Genomic DNA, 17,531 nt, shown 5'->3' on the forward strand with positions numbered 1-17,531 from the left:
GCGATTCTCGGCCGACCCGACGACGGGGGCCACCGCCGAACCATCCGGCGGTGGCCCCCGGCGCATGTGCGGCTCCGATCACGACGACGCTGGTCCGGGTACGGTGACCTGATGTGCTTTTGGGCAGTAATATCCTGGTCCGGACACCCGGCCCGATTCGACCACCGGTGTGCTGGGTAGCGACCAGTCAGCAGACCGACAGAGGAAGGACAGACGTGTCCGACAAGAAAGATGCGACCCAGAGCGTCAGCGAGAGCGAGAATCCCGCAGTTCCCGCCCCCACCGTCAAGCAGACCCGGCCCAGGACCAACCGGGACTGGTGGCCGAACCAGCTCGACCTCTCGGTCCTGCACCAGCACTCACCCCGGTCCAACCCGATGGGCGCGGACTTCGACTACCCGGAGGAGTTCAAGAACCTCGACGTCGAGGCGCTCCGGCAGGACCTCTTCGCGCTGATGACGACCTCGCAGGACTGGTGGCCGGCCGACTACGGCCACTACGGACCGCTCTTCATCCGGCTGAGCTGGCACGCCGCGGGCACGTACCGGATCGCCGACGGCCGGGGTGGTGGCGGCAGCGGCTCGCAGCGGTTCGCGCCGCTGAACAGTTGGCCGGACAACGCGAGCCTGGACAAGGCGCGTCGGCTGCTCTGGCCGATCAAGCAGAAGTACGGCCAGCGCATCTCCTGGGCCGACCTGCTGGTCTTCGCCGGCAACTGCGCGTACGAGTCGATGGGGTTGCGGACCTTCGGGTTCGGGTTCGGGCGCGAGGACATCTGGGAGCCCGAGGAGATCTTCTGGGGACCGGAGGACACCTGGCTCGGCGACGAGCGCTACAGCGGGGACCGGGAGCTGACCGGCCCGCTCGGGGCCGTACAGATGGGCCTGATCTACGTGAACCCGGAGGGACCTGCTGGCCACCCGGACGCGTTGGCCTCGGCCCGGGACATCCGGGAGACCTTCGGGCGGATGGCGATGAACGACGAGGAGACGGTGGCGCTGATCGTCGGCGGCCACACGGTCGGCAAGGCACACGGTGCCGTCGACCCGCAGTACCTCGGTCCGGAGCCGGAGGGCGCCCCGGTCGAGCAGCAGGGCCTCGGCTGGCGGAACTCGTACGGCACCGGCAGCGGCGCCGACACCCTCACCAGCGGCCTGGAGGGTGCCTGGACCACCGAACCGATCCGGTGGGACAACGGCTACCTGGACAACCTGTTCCGGTACGACTGGGAGCTGACGACGAGCCCGGCCGGCGCGAAGCAGTGGAAGCCGAAGGACGCCTCGGCCGAGGGCACCGTGCCGGACGCGCACGATCCGTCGAAGCGGCACGCCCCGATGATGCTGACCTCGGATCTGGCGCTGAAGATCGACCCGATCTACGAGCCGATCGCGCGGCGCTTCTGGGAGAACCCGGACCAGCTCGCGGAGGCGTTCGCCAAGGCGTGGTTCAAGCTGCTGCACCGCGACATGGGGCCGGTCTCGCGTTACCTCGGCCCGTGGGTGCCCGAGCCCCAGCTCTGGCAGGACCCGGTTCCCGCCGTGGACCACGAGCTGATCACGGACGAGGACGTCGCCGCGCTCAAGGACACGATCCTCCAGTCGGGCCTCACCCTCGCCCAACTCGTCAGCACGGCTTGGGCGTCGGCGGCCAGCTTCCGGGGCACCGACAAGCGTGGCGGGGCCAACGGGGCCCGGGTCCGCCTCGCCCCGCAGCGGGACTGGGAGGTCAACAACCCGGCCGACCTGGCCGGCGTGCTGCGTACGCTCGAACGGATCCAGCGGGACTTCAACGACGCACAGTCGGGCGGCAAGAAGGTGTCGCTGGCCGACCTGATCGTGCTGGGCGGCTGCGCGGCGGTCGAGCAGGCGGCCAGGAACGCCGGGCACGACACCACGGTCCCGTTCAGGCCGGGGCGTACCGACGCGTCGCAGGAGCAGACCGACGTGGAGACGTTCGCCGTCCTCGAACCGAGGGCCGACGGGTTCCGCAACTACCTGCGCGCCGGGGAGAAGCTGTCCCCGGAGACCCTGCTGCTGGACCGGGCGTTCATGCTGAACCTGAGCGCACCGGAGATGACGGTGCTGATCGGCGGCATGCGGGCGCTGGACGCCAACGCGGGGCAGTCCCCGCACGGTGTCCTCACCGACCGCCCCGGCACGTTGACGAACGACTTCTTCGTCAACCTGCTCGACGCGCGCACCGAGTGGAAGCCGGCCGAGTCGGCGGAGAACGTGTACGAGGGTCGGGACCGGGCCACGGGTGAGGTCCGGTGGACGGCCACCGCCGTCGACCTCGTCTTCGGTTCGCACTCCCAGCTCCGGGCCAACTCGGAGGTCTACGCGACCTTCGACGCGCAGGAGAAGTTCGTCCGTGACTTCGTCGCCGCGTGGGACAAGGTCATGAACCTCGACCGGTACGACCTCCGCTGATCTCCCGGTCCGGGCCGGTCGCTGCGCGGCCGGCCCGGACCTGTGTCGCCCGGGTCATGCGCCCGTCTCGCCGGAGCCGGACTCCCGCCCTGGACGACCGGGTTTTCCTGGCCGCGCACGCCGGTCGCCAGGAGCAGGTCGCCCAGCCGCAGCGCCGGTGTCGGCGTCACCATCGGGCCGGGTTCTCCGGATCCGGCTGGAGGAACTCGAGGCGGTTGCCGAGGTTGTCGTAGGCGTAGCAGCGGCGGTGTCCCGGGAAGTTGTCGTCCCAGGTCACCTCGACGCCGTGCGTGCCGAGCCGGGCGGCCAGGGCGTCCAGGTCGCCCACCAGGATGCCCGGGTGTGCCTTACGGGCCGGCTGGAAGTCCTGCTCCACTCCGAGGTGGATCTCCAACCGGTCCCCGCGTACCCAGAGGCCGCCCCGGGCGGCGAGGGCCGGTGGCTTCCGCACCTCGACCAGGCCGAGTACCCCGACGTAGAACGCCCGGCAGGCGTCCTCGCTGCCCGGCGCGATGGCGAGTTGGACGTGGTGCAGGCCGAAACCGAGACCGGAGTCGCACTCGGGTCCGTAGCCGAAGGTCGAGGTCTCGGTCTCGGTCATCTGCGTGCCTCCCGTCGGTCGGGCCGGTGCGGCCCAGGTACCGGAGACTAGACGAGAAGGTCCGAAGTCCGGCCGGTGGTCGGGTCCCGGCGCGGCCCCAGTGCTGCTCGCGCTGCGACCGGCACACGGGGCGTGGTCGGCGGAAGGGCGCTAGCCGACCTGGCAGGGCAGGTCGTTGACGGTGAAGTCGGTCGGGGTCGGCGCGGGCAGGACGGTGAGGTAGCCGATGGTCACCGTGCCGCCCGGCGGGACCACGGCGTTGTACCCGAGATCCTGGGTGGTGACGGTCCCTCCGGCGCGGCTGACCAGCTCCGCTCCGATCATCCGCAGCGGCTGCCGGTCGGGAAAGGAGAAGCGCAGCGTCCAGCCGTTGATCTCGTTCTGGCCCAGGTTGCTGATCACCAACTGGGCCTGTACGGCGGGCGGGAACGATCCGGCGACCCGGTACCGCACGCCACAGGCGGGCTCCGCCGCCGCCGCGTACGCGACCGTGCCGGAGGCCCCGGCCAGGGCGGCGGCGAGCACGGGTACGAGCAGGATCCGGGCCCAGCGGGCCGGGCGGGATGGACGGCTGTGCATGACTGACCTCGCAAACGGCTCAAGCCGGCGGCGGGGTGCCCCCGACACCCAGACATCCATGATGGTCGGACGAACGCCGACCGTGGTACCGCCGATCAGTCAACGATGACCCGGACCGTGTTGTCGGTGCCGGGCGCCCGGCTCAGCCGGCGTCCTCAAGGTCGCCCTCGATCCGCAGGTACGTCTCCCGCAGCGCCGCCATCGTCGCCGGGTCGGGCTTCGCCCACAGTCCCCGGTCGGCCGCCTCGGAGAGCCGCTCGATGATGTTGCGCAGTGCCCACGGGTTGGACCGGCGCAGGAACTCCTGGTTCTCCGCGTCGAGCGCGTACGTCTTCGCCAGGTCCTCGTACATCCAGTCGGCGACGACTCCGGCGGTGGCGTCGTACCCGAAGAGGTAGTCGACGGTCGCGGCCAGCTCGAACGCGCCCTTGTAGCCGTGCCGGCGCATCGCGGTCAGCCAGCGCGGGTTGACCACCCGGGCCCGGAACACCCGGGCGGTCTCCTCGGTCAGCGACCGGGTCCGTACCGCGTCCGGAGTGGTGCTGTCCCCGATGTACGCCCTCGGCGCCTGCCCGGTCAGCGCCCGCACCGTGGCGATCATCCCGCCGTGGTACTGGAAGTAGTCGTCCGAGTCGGCGATGTCGTGTTCCCGGGTGTCGGTGTTCTTCGCCGCCACCGCGATCCGCCGGTACGCGTCCTCCATCTCCTCCCGGGCCGGCCGCCCGTCCAGCCCGCGCCCGTAGGCGAACCCGCCCCAGACCGTGTAGACCTCGGCGAGGTCGGCGTCGTCGCGCCAGTTCCCGCTGTCGATCAGCGGCAGCAGCCCGGCCCCGTACGCGCCCGGCTTCGAGCCGAAGATCCGGCTGGTGGCCCGCCGCTCGTCGCCGTGCCGGGCGGCGTCGGCCCGGGCGTGCGCCCGCAGGAAGTTCTGCTCGTCCGGCTCGTCGAGCGCGGCCACCGCCCGGATCGCGTCGTCGAGCAGCAGCACCACGTGCGGGAACGCGTCCCGGAAGAAGCCGCTGATCCGGACGGTCACGTCGATGCGCGGCCGGCCCAGCTCGGGCAGCGGGATCACCTCGAACCCGTTCACCCGGCGGGACGCCTCGTCCCAGGTCGGCGCCACGCCGATCAGTGCGAGCACCTCGGCGACGTCGTCCCCGGCGGTACGCATCGCCGAGGTGGCCCAGGCGGAGAGCCCGACCGAGCGGGGCCACTCGCCGGTGTCCCGCCGGTACCGCTCGACCAGCGAGGTCGCCATCGCCTGCCCGGTCGCGTACGCCAGTCGGCTCGGGATCGCCTTCGGGTCGACGGTGTAGAAGTTCCGGCCGGTGGGCAGCACGTTCACCAGTCCGCGCAGCGGCGACCCGCTCGGCCCCGCCGGCACGTACCCGCCGTCGAGCGCGTGCAGGAGGTTGGTCAGCTCGTCGGTGGTCCGGGCCAGCCGGGGCACCACCTCGGTCGCGGCGAACTCCAGCACCGGGCGTACCGCCGCCACGCGCGGGTCGTCGGCGTCGAGCAGGTCGCCCAGCACCGCCGGTACCGCGTCCACCACCCAGTCTCGCTGCTCCATCGCCTCCACCAGGGACCGGGCCACCGCCTCGACCCGGTCCACCTCGGCGGACTGCTCGGAGCCGGACTCGGTCAGGCCGAGCGCGGCGCGCAGCCCGTCGACGGCGCCGGCCTGCCCGCCCCAGACCTGCCGGGCGCGCAGGATCGCCAGTACCAGGTTGACCCGGGCCGGACCGGTCGGCGGCTCGCCGAGCACGTGCAGGCCGTCCCGGATCTGCGCGTCCTTCACCTCGCAGAGCCAGCCGTCCACGTGCAGCAGGAACTCGTCGAACTCGGCGTCGTGCGGGCGCTGGTCCAGACCCAGGTCGTGGTCGAGCCGGGCGGCCTGGATCAGCGTCCAGATCTGGCCCCGGATCGCCGGCAGCTTGGCCGGGTCCATCGCGGCGATGTTTGCGTACTCGTCGAGGAGCTGTTCCAGCCGGGCGATGTCGCCGTAGCTCTCCGCCCGGGCCATCGGCGGCACCAGGTGGTCCACGATCACCGCGTGCGCCCGCCGTTTGGCCTGGGCACCCTCGCCGGGATCGTTGACCAGGAACGGATAGACCAGCGGCAGCGAGCCGAGCACCGCGTCCGGCCCGCAGGAGGCGGAGAGCCCGACGGTCTTGCCGGGCAGCCACTCCAGCGAACCGTGCTTGCCCAGGTGTACCACCGCGTCCGCGCCGAACTCCTCGTCCAGCCACCGGTACGCCGCCAGGTAGTGGTGGGTCGGCGGCAGGTCGGGGTCGTGGTAGATGGCCACCGGGTTCTCGCCGAACCCGCGCGGCGGCTGGATCATGACGATCACGTTGCCGGCCCGCAGGCAGGCCAGCACGATCTCGCCCTCCGGGTCGCCCGAGGTGTCGACGTAGAGCTGTCCGGGCGGCGGACCCCAGTGCGCGATCATCGCCGCCCGCAGCTCCGCCGGAAGCGCCTCGAACCAGCGCCGGTAACGGGACAGCGGGACCCGCACCGGGTTGGCGGCGAGCTGCTCTTCGGTGAGAAACTCCTGGTCCTGGCCGCCAGCCGCGATCAGCGCGTGGATCAGCCGGTCACCGTCCGGCAACTCAGTGTCGGCGAGCAGCTTCGGGCCGGCTGCCAGCTCCGGGTCGGCGGGCAGCTTCGGGTCGGCGAGCAGCTTCGGGCCGGCTGCCAGCTCCGGGTCGGCGGGCAGCTTCGGGTCGGCGGTCAGGTCCGCGTCGGCCGGCGGTTTCGCGTCAGTCGGCGGTTTCGCGTCAGTCGGGGGTTTCGCGGCGGCCGTCGGTACCAGGCCCGGCAGCGCGTCCGGGCCGTCGACCGGCCCGACGTCGTAGCCGAGGTCGCGCAGGGCCCGGAGCAGGCGTACCGCGCTGGCCGGGGTGTCCAGCCCGACCGCGTTGCCGACCCGGGCGTGCTTGGTCGGATAGGCCGACAGCACCAGCGCGATCCGGCGCCGCTCGGCCGGGGTGTGCCGGAGCCGGGCCAGCCGGACGGCGACACCCGCCACCCGGGCGGCCCGTTCCGGATCCGCCACGTAACGCGGCAACCCGTCGACGTCGGTCTCCTTGAACGAGAACGGCACCGTGATCAGCCGCCCGTCGAACTCCGGCACCGCGACCTGGGTCGCCGCGTCCAGCGGGGAGAGGCCGTCGTCACTGTCCGACCAGGTCTGCCGGGTGGAGGTGAGACAGAGCGCCTGGAGGATCGGCACGTCCAGTGCGGCCAGCGCACCGACGTCCCAGGACTCCTCGGTGCCGCCCGCGCTGGCGTCCGCCGGTCGGGTGCCACCGGCCGCCAGCACCGTGACCAGCAACGCGTCGGCCGCACCGAGCGTCGCCAACAGCTCCGGTTCCGGGGTACGCAGACTCGCGCAGAAGACCGGCAGGGCCTGTCCACCGGCCTCCTCGACCGCCTCGGCCAGCGCGTCGACGAACCCGGTGTTCCCGCTGAGCTGGTGCGCCCGGTAGTAGAGGATGCCGACCACCGGCCCGGTCGTCGAGCGGGGCGCCCGGGGCAGCACGCCCCAGTTCGGCTGGGCGACCGGTGGGGCGAAGCCGTGCCCGGTCAGCAGCACCGTGTCGGAGAGGAAGGCGTGCAGCTCGCGCAGGTTCTCCGGCCCACCCTGGGCCAGGTACGCGTGCGCCTGGGCGGCGGTACCGGCCGGCACCGTGGACCGGGCCATCAGGTCGGCGTCCGGGGTCTGCTCGCCGCCGAGCGCCACCACCGGCCGGGTCCCGGAGCAGAGCGCCGTCAGCCCCTCCTCCCACATCCGGAAGCCGCCGAGGATCCGTACCACCACCAGGTCGACGCCGTCGAGCAGGTCGGGCAGTTCGGCCAGATCGATCCGGGCCGGGTTGGCCAGCCGGTACGCCGCTCCGCCGGCCCGGGCCGAGAGCAGATCGGTGTCCGATGTGGACAGCAGCAGGATGGTGGTGGCAGCGTCCGCCGCAGGCATGGGTGGCTCCTCCCCGGGTCCGCGCCCGTGGTCGTGGTCGAGTCCGACGGTGGTCCGGAGTGTCTGGCTCCCGACCCGCACGCAGGTCGGTGACAGTGGCGGGACCGCCCCGGACTCGCACCGGGTTCCTCCGGGTCCACCGCGTGATGCTTTTCTCGCCGCAGGGAGCGCCGAGGACCACGACTCTACGATGAGCCGGTGTCCGCCCTCGTCACCCCGTCCCCCCGGCCGCCGGAGGACCGCTGTCCCGGCGCGCTCCGGGCCCACCAGGCCGCCGACGGGCTGCTGGTGCGGGTACGGCTGCCGGGTGGCCAACTGCGCCCCGTCCAACTGCGCGTCCTCGCCGACCTCGCCCGTACCGACGGGGACGGCGCGCTGGAGTTGACCTCCCGGGCCAACCTCCAACTGCGCGGCCTCGCCGACGACACCGCCGTGCGCCGGGTCGCCGACCGGGTCGCCGCCGCCGGACTGCTGCCCACCGCCACCCACGAGCGGGTACGCAACCTGCTGGCCTCCCCGCTGAGCGGACGGGACCGGGCCGGGCGGCTCGACGTACGCCCGATGGTGCGGGACCTCGACGCGGCGCTGCGTGGCGCCCCCGACCTGGCGTCGCTCAGCGGCCGGTTCCTGTTCGCCCTCGACGACGGCCGGTACGACGTCGCCGCCCTCGGTGCCGACCTGTGCTGGACCGGCGGCTCCGGGATCCTCTTGCTCGCCGGCACCGACACCGGCCTGCGGGCCGGCCCGGACGACGCGGTCGAGCTGCTGATCGCGGCGGCCCGCGCCTTCCTCCGGGTACGCGCCGACCGGCGCGACCTGTGGCGGCTGGCGGACCTGCCGGACGGCCCGGCCCGGGTGACCGCCGCACTCGACCGCCCCACCGAAGCGGCCCCGCGACCGACAGCCCCGGCCACCGTCGGATCGCCGAGTGGGATGTCGACCGTCTCGCTGTCGACAGGGTCGACCACCGTCGGGCCGTCGAGTGGGATGTCCGGCGTCGGGCTGCCGCCAGGGATCTCCGATGTCCGTTCGCCGCATGGGACGTCCGACGACGGGTCGCCGGACCGGTCGGGGCCGGCACCGGTGGTGGGCGGTTACCCCGGCGGGGTCGTGGTGGCCGCCGCCCGGCTCGGCCGGCTGACCGCCGAGCAGGCCCACCTGCTGGCCGAGATGGCCAGCACGGACGAGATCATCATCACCCCGTGGCGCAGCCTGGTGCTCGACACCGGCGGACCCGATATCGTCGGCCGGCTGGCCACGGCCGGACTGCTGGTCGACCCGGCATCGCCGTGGCTCGGCGTGACCGCCTGCACCGGCCGGCCCGGCTGCGCCAGCGCTCTCGCCGACGTACGACGGGACGTCACCGACGCGCTGTCCGAAGTCGGTGTCGGCGTCGGTGTGGGTGTCGGTGCCGGCCCGGCGACCGGTGCCGTGCTTCCGGTGCACGTCGTCGGCTGCGAGCGACGGTGCGGCCGGCCAGTCGGGCCGGCGGTACTGGCGGTCGCCACCGGCGCCGGATACCGGATCGAGGCGCCTGGACACAGCGGGTCGGGTACCCCGTCGGCCGCCCTGGCCGCACGGGCAGAAAGGCAGACGTGAGCTACGAGTACATCCGCGACGGGGCGGAGATTTACCGCCGGTCGTTCGCGACCATCCGGGCCGAGGCCGACCTGTCCGGACTGCCGCCCGAGATCGCGCCGGTGGTGGTCCGGATGATCCACGCCTGCGGCAGTGTCGACCTGGTCGACGACGTCGAGGTGGCGCCCGACCTGGTATGCGCCGGTCGGGCCGCGCTGCGCGCCGGGGCGCCGATTCTCTGCGACGCGGCGATGGTCGCCGCCGGCATCACCAGGGCTCGGCTGCCCCGGGACAACGAGGTGCTCTGCACCCTGCGCGACCCGGCGGTGCCCGACCTCGCCCGGCGGCTCGGCACCACCCGCAGCGCGGCGGCGCTCGAACTGTGGCGGGACCGGCTCGGCGGTGCGGTGGTGGCGATCGGCAACGCGCCGACCGCACTGTTCCGGCTGCTGGAGATGCTCGACGAGGGCGCCCCTCGGCCGGCGGCGATCGTCGGCGTGCCGGTCGGCTTCATCGGTGCGGCCGAGTCGAAGCAGGCGCTGGCCGTGCACCACGCCGGCATTCCCTACCTGGTGGTGCACGGCCGGCGCGGCGGCAGCGCCATCACCGCCGCCGCGCTCAACGCGATCGCGAGCGAGGTCGAATGAGCGCGAACGTGGCCGCTCTGACGAGTGCGGACGATGCCGCTCTGACGAGTGCGGACGATGCCGCTCGGACGAGCGCGGACGATGCCGCTCGGACGAGTGCGGACGATGCCGCCCGGGTGAGCGCGGACGACGCCGCTCGGACGAGTGCGGACGACGCCGCCCGGGTGAGCGCGGACGTTGCCGGTCGGATGAGCGCGGACGATGCGGACGGTGCGGCTCGGAGGAGCGCGAACCTGCCCGACAGTGGATCGGTCCCGACCGGCGGAAAGCGGCCGGGCACCTTGCGCGGCGTCGGCGTCGGCCCCGGCGACCCCGAGCTGGTGACGGTCAAGGCGGCCCGGCTGATCGGCGCCGCCGACGTGGTCGCGTACTACTCGGCCCGGCACGGACGCAGCATCGCCCGGAGCATCGCCGAGCCGTACTTCCGGGATGGCCAGCGGTACGAGCCGCTGGTGTATCCCGTCACCACCGAGACGACCGACCATCCGGGCGGCTACGAGGCGGCGATCACCGAGTTCTACGACGCCAGCGCCGAGCGGCTGGCCGGGCACCTGTCCGCCGGCCGGGACGTGGTGGTGATCTGCGCCGGCGACCCGATGTTCTACGGCTCCTACATGTACCTGCACGAGCGGCTGGCGCACCGGTTCCCCGCCGAGGTGGTACCCGGGGTCACCTCGATCAGCGCCGCCACCGCCGTACTCGGTCGGCCGCTGGTCGAGCGGGACGAGGTGCTGACCGTGCTGCCCGGAACGCTGTCGCCGGACGAGCTGACCCGGCGGCTGGCCGACACCGACGCCGCCGCCGTACTCAAGTTGGGGCGGACGTTTCCGCAGGTACGGGCGGCGTTCGCCGATGCCGGACGGCTGGACGACGCCTGGTACGTCGAACGGGCCACCACCCGGACCGGCCGGGAACTGCCGCTGGCCGAGGTCGACCCGGACGGGGTGCCGTACTTCTCGCTGGCGGTGTTGACCAGCCCCACCGGCGCAGCCGTGGCGGCCGGCGTCGACGCGGCACCCGGCACCGACACCCCGACGGATAAGTCCGATCGCGCCGAGGCGGCAGTGGCGGTCGAGGCGGCCGTGCCGACCGAGGCGCCGACCGGCGGGGTGACCGTGGTCGGCCTCGGTCCTGCCGGCACGCGCTGGCTCACTCCGGAAACGAGCCAGGCGCTGCGCGAGGCGGAACACCTCGTCGGCTACGGCCCGTACGTCGACCGGGTGCCGCACCGGCCGGGACAGCACCGGCACACCTCCGGCAACCAGGTCGAGATCGACCGGGCCCGGCACGCCCTGGAACTCGCGCTCGGCGGCGCCCGGGTGGCCGTGGTCTCCTCCGGTGACCCGGGAGTCTTCGCGATGGCCACGGCGGTGCTCGAAGCGGCCACTTCCGACCAGCGCTTCGACGCGGTCCCGGTACGGGTACTGCCCGGCCTGACCGCCGCCCAGGCAGCGGCGAGCCGGATCGGTGCCCCGCTCGGCCACGACTTCGCGGTGCTCTCGCTCTCGGACCGGTTGAAGCCGTGGGCGGTGATCGAGCAGCGGCTGGCCGGCGCCGCCGCCGCCGACCTGGTGCTGGCGCTCTACAACCCGGCCTCGGCCAGCCGGCGCTGGCAGGTCGAGGCGGCCCGGAAGGTGCTGCTCCGGCACCGGGCGGCCGGGACGCCGGTGGTGATCGCCAGGGACGTCGGCCGGCCGGGGGAGCGGATCACCGTGGTACCGCTGGCCGACCTCGATCCCTCCGATGTGGACATGCGCTGCCTGCTGATCGTCGGTTCGTCCACCACCCGGGCGGACCGGCGGGCGGACGGCTCGACGGTGGTCTGGACGCCCCGCACCTATCCCGGCTGACCCGGAGGACGTCCGGCTACCGGGCGGAGCGGCGCGGTCGTCTGTCCGTCCGTCCGTTCGTTCGTCAGGATGACCGTGACGGCGGATGTCCGGACGAACGTGACGGCGGACGTCCGGACGAACGTGACGGCGGACGGGACGGTCACGTCGACGGCGTCAGCGTCGCGGCGGCGCAGTCTCCAGCCAGGCCAGCGCCGCCGCCACCTCGGTGACCGTCGCCGGCAGGGCGACCGGCGCGGGCCGGTCCACCAGCACCACGGGCAGCCCCAGGTCGCGGGCGGCGTCCAGCTTCGCCATCGTGTACGTGCCACCGCTGTCCTTGCTGACCAGCACGTCGATCCGGTGCGCCGTCAGCAGTTCCCGTTCCGCCGTCACCCGGTACGGTCCACGGTCGCGCAGTACCGTCACGTTCTCCGGCAACGGGATCGTCGGCTCGTCGACCACCCGGACCAGCAGGTGTGCCCCGGTCAGGTGCAGGAAGGCGGCCAGCCCCTGCCGGCCGGTGGTGACGAAGGCCCGCCGCCCCAACCGGGGTACCAGCTCGGCGGCGGCGTCGAGATCGGGTACCCGGTGCCACCGGTCGCCGGGACCTTCCGTCCAGCCGGGACGCTCCAACCGCAGGTACGGCACCCCGGTCTCGCCGGCCGCCCGTACCGCCGACGACCTCATCCGGGCCGCGTACGGGTGTGTGGCGTCGACGAGTACGTCGATCCGGTGGGTGTCCAGCCAGCGGGCCAGTCCGGCCGGACCGCCGAACCCGCCGATCCGCACCTCACCGACCGGCAGCCGAGGATCGGCGACCCGGCCGGCCAGCGAGGAGACCACGATCGTGTCGGGGCGGTCGACCAGCGCGGCGGCCAGTTCCCGCGCCTCGGCGGTACCGCCGAGCAGCAGCACCCGGGTCGTCACGGCGCGACGGTATCGGCCGGCCCCGGTCGACACAATCGGCCGGCCTCCGGCCGGTGACCTCCGACACCCCGCCCGGTACCGCCAAGTCCGGGCACCGCCGTCCGCCCGCCGTCCCGGTTGACCGGCGGGTACGGCCCGGTTACGGTCGACTGGCCATCTGCGGCGGTGCGAGGGAAGCCGGTGAGAATCCGGCGCGGTCGCGCCACTGTGAGCGGTCCCGACCCCGGTCGGGTGCCGCGAGCCAGGACGCTCGGTCGTCGCAGCCTGTCGAAGGGGACGCGTCATCCCCAAGGAGGTCCTACGCGCATGTCCAACCCCACCTCGGCCCGTCCGCTGCGCCAGCCGGCGGTCTCCGCCCGGCTACTGTGGACGGCCCTCGCCGTCGTCGCCGTGCTCGCCCTGCTGACCTACCTGGTCGCGTTCGACCAGGGGGCGGTCTCCCGCAACGGGATGTTCCTGCACGAGCTGATGCACGACGGCCGGCACCTGCTCGGCGTCCCCTGCCACTGAGCATCCCCGTTCCCGTGCCGACGTTTCCGTCAGTACTGCTGCGTGGCCTGCTCGCGGGCCTGGTCGCCGGCCTGGTCGCCGGGACCTTCGCCTACTTCGTCGGCGAGCCGCGGATCGACGCCGCGATCGCCATCGAGGAACGGGCGAGCCACTCCGCGCCGGAGGCCGACGCCGGCCACCACGAGGAGGAACTGGTCGGTCGGGACGGGCAGCGCGCCGGCCTGTTCCTGGCCACCGGGCTGTTCGGCGCCGCGATGGGCGGCCTGCTCGCCACCGGGTACGTCCTGCTGCGCCGCCGCCTCCGGACCGTGGACGACGGCCGGGCCGCCCTGCTGCTCGCGGGTGCGGCGCTGCTCGGCGCGGTGGTCGTACCGTTCGGGAAGTACCCGGCGAACCCACCGGCGGTCGGCAACCCGGACACGATCGACCAGCGGACCGGCAGCTATCTGCTGCTGGTGGTCCTCGGTCTGGTGGCCGTCTGGGCCGCCGCGCTCGGCCACCGATCGGTCCGCCCGGACGCGCCGTACGGGCTCCGGGCGGCAGCCTCGGTCGGTGGGTTCCTGCTGGTGACGGCGGTGGCGTACACGGTGTTGCCGTCGTTCGCGGAGGTGCCGGCGGACTTCCCGGCGACCCTGCTGTGGGAGTTCCGGCTCGCCTCCCTCGGTACCCAGGTGGTGCTCTGGACCGGGATCGGCCTGCTCTTCGCCGTCCTGCTCGGCATGTCCGGCGGCAACCGGCGCCCGACCGTGCAAGGTGGACCGGGGCGGTCCGCCGGGACACCGGACGGTGCCGACGCGCCGGCCGGACGGTGAGCCCGACCAGCCTCTACCTGGTCGCGCACGCGCACACCGCCGCCCTGCGGCGCGCGGTGTTCGGCGGTGGCGACGACGATCTCGACCCGGGCGGCCTACGGGCGGCCCGGGCGCTCGTACCGGCGGATCCGGGCCGGCGGGGACCGTTCGGCCGGGTCGACACCTGCCTGAGCAGCCCGGCTGCGGCGGGCCGACAGACCGCGTACGCGTTGGGCCTGCGACCGGTCGACGAGCCCGCGCTGGCCGACTGCGACTACGGCCGGTGGACCGGACTTTCCGTCGCCGAGGTCGGCGCCCGGGAACCTGACGCGCTGCGGGACTGGCTCGGTACGCCGGACGCCGCCCCGCACGGCGGCGAGTCCGTCGGGATGCTGCTCGACCGGGTCGACCGCTGGCTGACCGGGCAGCGCGACCGGGGCGGGCGGATCGTCGCCGTCACCCATCCGGTGGTGGTCCGGGCGGCGCTGGTCGGGGCGCTGCGGCTGCCGGCCGACACCTTCTGGCGGCTGGACGTGGCACCGCTGGCAGTGGTTCGCCTGCTCGGACGCGGCCCGGACTGGCAACTCCGGCTGCCCGCCCCGACACCGTCCGCCCCGACGCTATAGTTGACGCGTCAATGAAAAAGAGGCTGGGCCGGAGAATCATGACCGAATCGGACAGGATGCCCGGATCGTTGCCGTTGACGGTGCCCGGATCGCTGCCTCGGATCGCCGTGCTCGGCGCCGGGCACGTCGGCCCGGCGATCGCCCGGGTCGCGCTCGCCGCCGGCTACCCCGTGACGCTCGCCGCCTCCGGCGACCCGGAGAAGATCGCCCTGATCACCCAGATCCTGGTGCCGGGGGCCGAGCCGCGCTGGGCCGTCGACGCCGTCCGGGACGCCGACCTCGTGGTGCTGGCCATCCCGCTGCACCGCTTCCCGTACTTCGACGCCGGGCTGGTCGCCGGGAAGCTGGTCGTCGACACGATGAACTACTGGCCGCCGACCGACGGCGTACAGGAGATGTTCGAGGATCCCCGGTACGGCAGCAGCGAGATCGTCGCCCGGCGGCTCGCCGGGTCGGTGGTGGTGAAGACCTTCAACCACACCGGCTACCACGAGCTGGAGGAGCAGCGCCGGCCGACCGGTGACCCGCAGCGGCGGGCGCTCGGCGTCGCCGGCGACGACAAGGGCGCGACGGATCTGGTCGCCGAACTCGTCGAACGCGTCGGCTACGACGCCGTACGCGTGGACAGCCTGGCCGCCGGGCGCCTGTTCGAACCCGGGGGGCCCGTCTTCGGTGCCTCGCTGCGCCGACCCGACTTCGAGTCGGCCGTGGGCGCCGTACCGCTGCCCGACCCGATGCGTACCGACGACGGCCGGGACGACTCCGACTGACCGACCAACCGTCGCCAACCGCCGCGCCGTAGGCACCGGCGGCCCTACGGGGAACGGTGGCACTGCGGGCATCGGTGGCCCTGTGGGGGAACGGTGGCGCTGTGGGGGAACGGTGGCGCTGTGGGGAACGGTGGCACTGCGGGCGTCGGCGGTGCGGCGAGGGACGGCGGATCACCGGGTGCGGCACTCGCCACCCGCGACGTCGACCCGCCGGGTGCCGTCGATCATCTGACGGCTGCGGCGAGCAGGTCGGCCACGGCGGCGCGTACGGGGTCGGGGTCGGCCCAGCTCCAGTTCGGGTGGGCCCGGTTGGTGAGCAGCGCGAGGACGAGCCTGCGACCGGGGTGAACCAGGAGCGAAGGGCCGGCGAAGCCGGTGTGGCCGAAGGTGCGGGGCGAGGAGAGCCTGCCCATGAACCAGGGTTGGTCGAGGACGACGCCGAGGCCGTGCGCGGAGGTGCGCTGCGGCCGGTCGGGGTCGACGGCGGGTTTGCCGGCGTTGTGGTTGGTGAGCATCCGGGTCACGGTGTCGGCGGAGAGGATGCGCTTGCCCCGGTAGGTGCCGCCGTCGAGCAGCAGTTGGCCGATCGCGGCGAGGTCGGTGGCGGAGGCGAAGATGCCCGCGTGCCCGGCGATGCCGCCGAGATGGTTGGCGACGTCGTCGTGCACCGTGCCCCGGAGCAGCCCACGGGACGATCGGGCGTCGGTGGCGACGAGGCGGTCGGCCCGGGCCCCGGCGGAGAGCCAGGTGTTGGGGTTGAAGCCGGTGTCGCGTAGGCCGAGCGGACCGGTGAGGTTGATCTTGAGAGCCTGGTCGAGGCGTTGACCGGTGACCTTCTCCACGATCTTGCCGGCGACCATCAGGCCGACGCTGGAGTAGCGGAACGTGTCGCCGGGAGTGGCTCCCGCGAGCAGTGGGGTGGCCAGGACGGCGTTCCAGCGGGCGGTGTTGTCCGGCAGGCCGGTGACCTTGGCGCCGACCGGCAGACCACTGGTGTGGGTGAGCAGCATCTCGACGGTGACCCGGTCCTTGCCCGTGCCGGTGAACCCGGGCAGGTAGTCCCGGACCGGGGCGGCGAGGTCGACGCGGCCCTTCTCGACCTGCTGAAGCAGCAGGATGGTGGTGTAGACCTTGGTGACCGAGGCGAGGTCGAAGATCGAGTCGGGGCGCATCCGGACCCGCTGGGCGGCCGGCAGCAGCTTCGGTCCGGCGCCGTAGCGCAGCGCCTCGCCGACCGCGGTGTGCGCGGTCGTCACGCCTCTGACCAGGACCAGGGCGACCGCGCCGGGAAAGCCGCTGTGCTGGAACGTCGACGCGGTGGCCGGGAGGTGCCGGTCGAGCAGGGCGGTCACGTCGGCCGCGTACCGGAACCGGCTGCCCGGCACCGGATCGGGTACGGCCGCCGGACCGGCCGCGCCGGTGGCGGGCGCCGCGCCGGTAGGGCCCGTGCCGGGCGTACCGGCGGTGTTCCCGGCCGGGCTTCCGCCGGTGGTCACGCTCGCCGTCCCGCCGGGGCCGCCGGCCGCCTTGGAATGCCCGGGGTCGGGTCTGTCGCAGGCGGTGAGACCGGCGGTGGCGGCGGCGAGGCCGGCACTGACCAGGGTACGACGGGTGATGCCCATGGCGGTGATCCTGGCAGCCGCGTTCCGTTTACACCACCCGGCAGTCTCGCCCGGACGGCGCACCCCGGGTGCGGTCAGGCGTCCCGGTCGGTGTCGCGCCGCTCCGCCTCGTTCCACGGCACCGGGGTGGCAGCCACGGGTGGCAGCGAGAAGCGTGGATCGGTGGACTGGACCAGGCAGACGAGGTGTTCACCGGAGAGCAGGGCGTCCCGGGACCGCAGGGCGAAGATGTCGAGCAGGCCGTGCGCCAGCTCGGGAAACTCCCGGGCGAACGTGTCGTAGCCGGTGAGTACGAGGACGAGCCCGGTGGCATCGGAAGGGAATCCGTACGCCCGCTCGGCGACGTCGCCCAGACAGTCGTTGAACGCGTCGAGGTTCTCGCCGTAGTAGTCCGGAAAGTGCAGGAGGCGGGCGAGTTCCCGGTGCATGTCCTTCGGGGTCCGCCACTGCGTGGCCGATGCCCGTAGCACGTGGTAGCCGGCTTCCCGGAGCGTCGCGAGTGTCCGGTCGAGGACGTCGACGCGATGGAACAGGGTCACCGGAGAACTGCCCAGCAGGTGCTCACCCATGGCGCGGCGCGCATCCCGGTCACCGACCGTCATAGGTGATGATCTTAACGCAGGTGCTGGCCGCCGACCGG

13 protein-coding genes, 2 pseudogenes and 2 riboswitches are annotated in these 17,531 nt (G+C 73.3%); of the genes and pseudogenes, 8 read left to right on the forward strand and 7 right to left on the reverse strand.

What is annotated here, in order from left to right:
- Positions 1-215 precede the first annotated feature (215 nt).
- Entirely contained in the window at positions 216-2,429 is a 2,214-nt protein-coding gene (gene katG / locus Pen02_RS17435) for a catalase/peroxidase HPI (protein WP_203867105.1), read from the forward strand.
- A 166-nt stretch (positions 2,430-2,595) separates the two neighbouring features.
- Here katG and Pen02_RS17440 read toward each other — a convergent pair whose 3' ends face one another.
- From Pen02_RS17440 to Pen02_RS42820, 4 genes and pseudogenes are all read right to left on the reverse strand, one after another.
- Positions 2,596-3,030 (reverse strand): VOC family protein, encoded by a 435-nt coding sequence (locus tag Pen02_RS17440; RefSeq protein ID WP_239140879.1) that lies wholly within the window; start codon positions 3,028-3,030, stop codon positions 2,596-2,598.
- A gap of 150 nt (positions 3,031-3,180) precedes the next feature.
- Entirely contained in the window at positions 3,181-3,609 is a 429-nt protein-coding gene (locus Pen02_RS17445; RefSeq protein ID WP_203867106.1) for a cellulose binding domain-containing protein, read from the reverse strand.
- A 142-nt stretch (positions 3,610-3,751) separates the two neighbouring features.
- Positions 3,752-6,256 (reverse strand): annotated as a pseudogene (gene cobN, locus Pen02_RS42815) (cobaltochelatase subunit CobN); the annotation flags it as partial.
- A 180-nt stretch (positions 6,257-6,436) separates the two neighbouring features.
- A pseudogene (locus tag Pen02_RS42820) lies at positions 6,437-7,588 on the reverse strand (cobaltochelatase subunit CobN); the annotation flags it as partial.
- A 57-nt stretch (positions 7,589-7,645) separates the two neighbouring features.
- Positions 7,646-7,719, reverse strand: a riboswitch (cobalamin riboswitch).
- 67 nt (positions 7,720-7,786) lie between these two features.
- Between Pen02_RS42820 and Pen02_RS17455 the strand changes: the two are divergent.
- From Pen02_RS17455 to Pen02_RS17465, 3 genes are all read left to right on the forward strand, one after another.
- Entirely contained in the window at positions 7,787-9,187 is a 1,401-nt protein-coding gene (locus tag Pen02_RS17455; protein ID WP_203867107.1) for a ferredoxin-like domain-containing protein, read from the forward strand.
- Positions 9,184-9,813 carry a precorrin-8X methylmutase gene (locus Pen02_RS17460; protein ID WP_203867108.1) on the forward strand — a complete coding sequence of 210 codons (630 nt, stop codon included), beginning with the start codon at positions 9,184-9,186 and terminating at the stop codon, positions 9,811-9,813. The genes Pen02_RS17455 and Pen02_RS17460 overlap by 4 nt, the downstream gene beginning before the upstream one ends.
- Before the next feature lie 116 nt (positions 9,814-9,929).
- The gene (locus tag Pen02_RS17465) at positions 9,930-11,663 is read left to right on the forward strand and encodes a precorrin-2 C(20)-methyltransferase (protein ID WP_307837719.1); all 1,734 of its coding nucleotides are present in this window, start codon (positions 9,930-9,932) and stop codon (positions 11,661-11,663) included.
- 156 nt (positions 11,664-11,819) lie between these two features.
- Here the strand turns inward: Pen02_RS17465 and Pen02_RS17470 are convergent, their stop codons facing one another.
- Entirely contained in the window at positions 11,820-12,572 is a 753-nt protein-coding gene (locus Pen02_RS17470; protein WP_203867109.1) for a cobalt-precorrin-6A reductase, read from the reverse strand.
- 172 nt (positions 12,573-12,744) lie between these two features.
- Positions 12,745-12,822, forward strand: a riboswitch (cobalamin riboswitch).
- Between the two features lie 56 nt (positions 12,823-12,878).
- Between Pen02_RS17470 and Pen02_RS17475 the strand changes: the two genes are divergently transcribed.
- From Pen02_RS17475 to Pen02_RS17490, 4 genes are read left to right on the forward strand one after another with little or no spacing between them, the layout of a single operon-like run.
- Positions 12,879-13,082, forward strand: a complete 204-nt coding sequence (locus Pen02_RS17475; RefSeq protein ID WP_203867110.1) for a CbtB domain-containing protein — start codon at positions 12,879-12,881, stop codon at positions 13,080-13,082.
- A gap of 14 nt (positions 13,083-13,096) precedes the next feature.
- Positions 13,097-13,894 (forward strand): CbtA family protein, encoded by a 798-nt coding sequence (locus Pen02_RS17480; protein ID WP_239140883.1) that lies wholly within the window; start codon positions 13,097-13,099, stop codon positions 13,892-13,894.
- A complete protein-coding gene (locus Pen02_RS17485; RefSeq protein ID WP_203867111.1) occupies positions 13,891-14,499 on the forward strand; it encodes a histidine phosphatase family protein in 609 nt (202 codons plus the stop codon). Before Pen02_RS17480 ends, Pen02_RS17485 begins: the two co-directional genes overlap by 4 nt.
- Before the next feature lie 38 nt (positions 14,500-14,537).
- Positions 14,538-15,269: an NADPH-dependent F420 reductase gene (locus Pen02_RS17490; RefSeq protein WP_239140884.1), complete on the forward strand. Its 732-nt coding sequence runs from the start codon at positions 14,538-14,540 to the stop codon at positions 15,267-15,269.
- Between the two features lie 224 nt (positions 15,270-15,493).
- On the opposite strand, the gene Pen02_RS17495 is transcribed toward Pen02_RS17490, so the two are convergent.
- Together Pen02_RS17495 and Pen02_RS17500 are read right to left on the reverse strand one after the other, a co-directional pair.
- Positions 15,494-16,891: a serine hydrolase domain-containing protein gene (locus Pen02_RS17495; RefSeq protein ID WP_203867112.1), complete on the reverse strand. Its 1,398-nt coding sequence runs from the start codon at positions 16,889-16,891 to the stop codon at positions 15,494-15,496.
- Between the two features lie 74 nt (positions 16,892-16,965).
- Positions 16,966-17,493 (reverse strand): barstar family protein, encoded by a 528-nt coding sequence (locus Pen02_RS17500; protein WP_203867113.1) that lies wholly within the window; start codon positions 17,491-17,493, stop codon positions 16,966-16,968.
- Positions 17,494-17,531: the final 38 nt, after the last annotated feature.

This window comes from Plantactinospora endophytica (assembly GCF_016862915.1).
Lineage (GTDB): Bacteria > Actinomycetota > Actinomycetes > Mycobacteriales > Micromonosporaceae > Plantactinospora > Plantactinospora endophytica.

Bases quoted from the DNA above. Each gene is read 5' to 3' on its own strand.
- Pen02_RS17440 (WP_239140879.1), bottom strand. From the start codon at position 3,030: ATGACCGAGACCGAGACCTCGACCTTCGGCTACGGACCCGAGTGCGAC.
- Pen02_RS17445 (WP_203867106.1), bottom strand. From the start codon at position 3,609: ATGCACAGCCGTCCATCCCGCCCGGCCCGCTGGGCCCGGATCCTGCTC.
- Pen02_RS17475 (WP_203867110.1), top strand. From the start codon at position 12,879: ATGTCCAACCCCACCTCGGCCCGTCCGCTGCGCCAGCCGGCGGTCTCC.
- Pen02_RS17490 (WP_239140884.1), top strand. From the start codon at position 14,538: ATGACCGAATCGGACAGGATGCCCGGATCGTTGCCGTTGACGGTGCCC.
- Pen02_RS17495 (WP_203867112.1), bottom strand. From the start codon at position 16,891: ATGGGCATCACCCGTCGTACCCTGGTCAGTGCCGGCCTCGCCGCCGCC.
- Pen02_RS17500 (WP_203867113.1), bottom strand. From the start codon at position 17,493: ATGACGGTCGGTGACCGGGATGCGCGCCGCGCCATGGGTGAGCACCTG.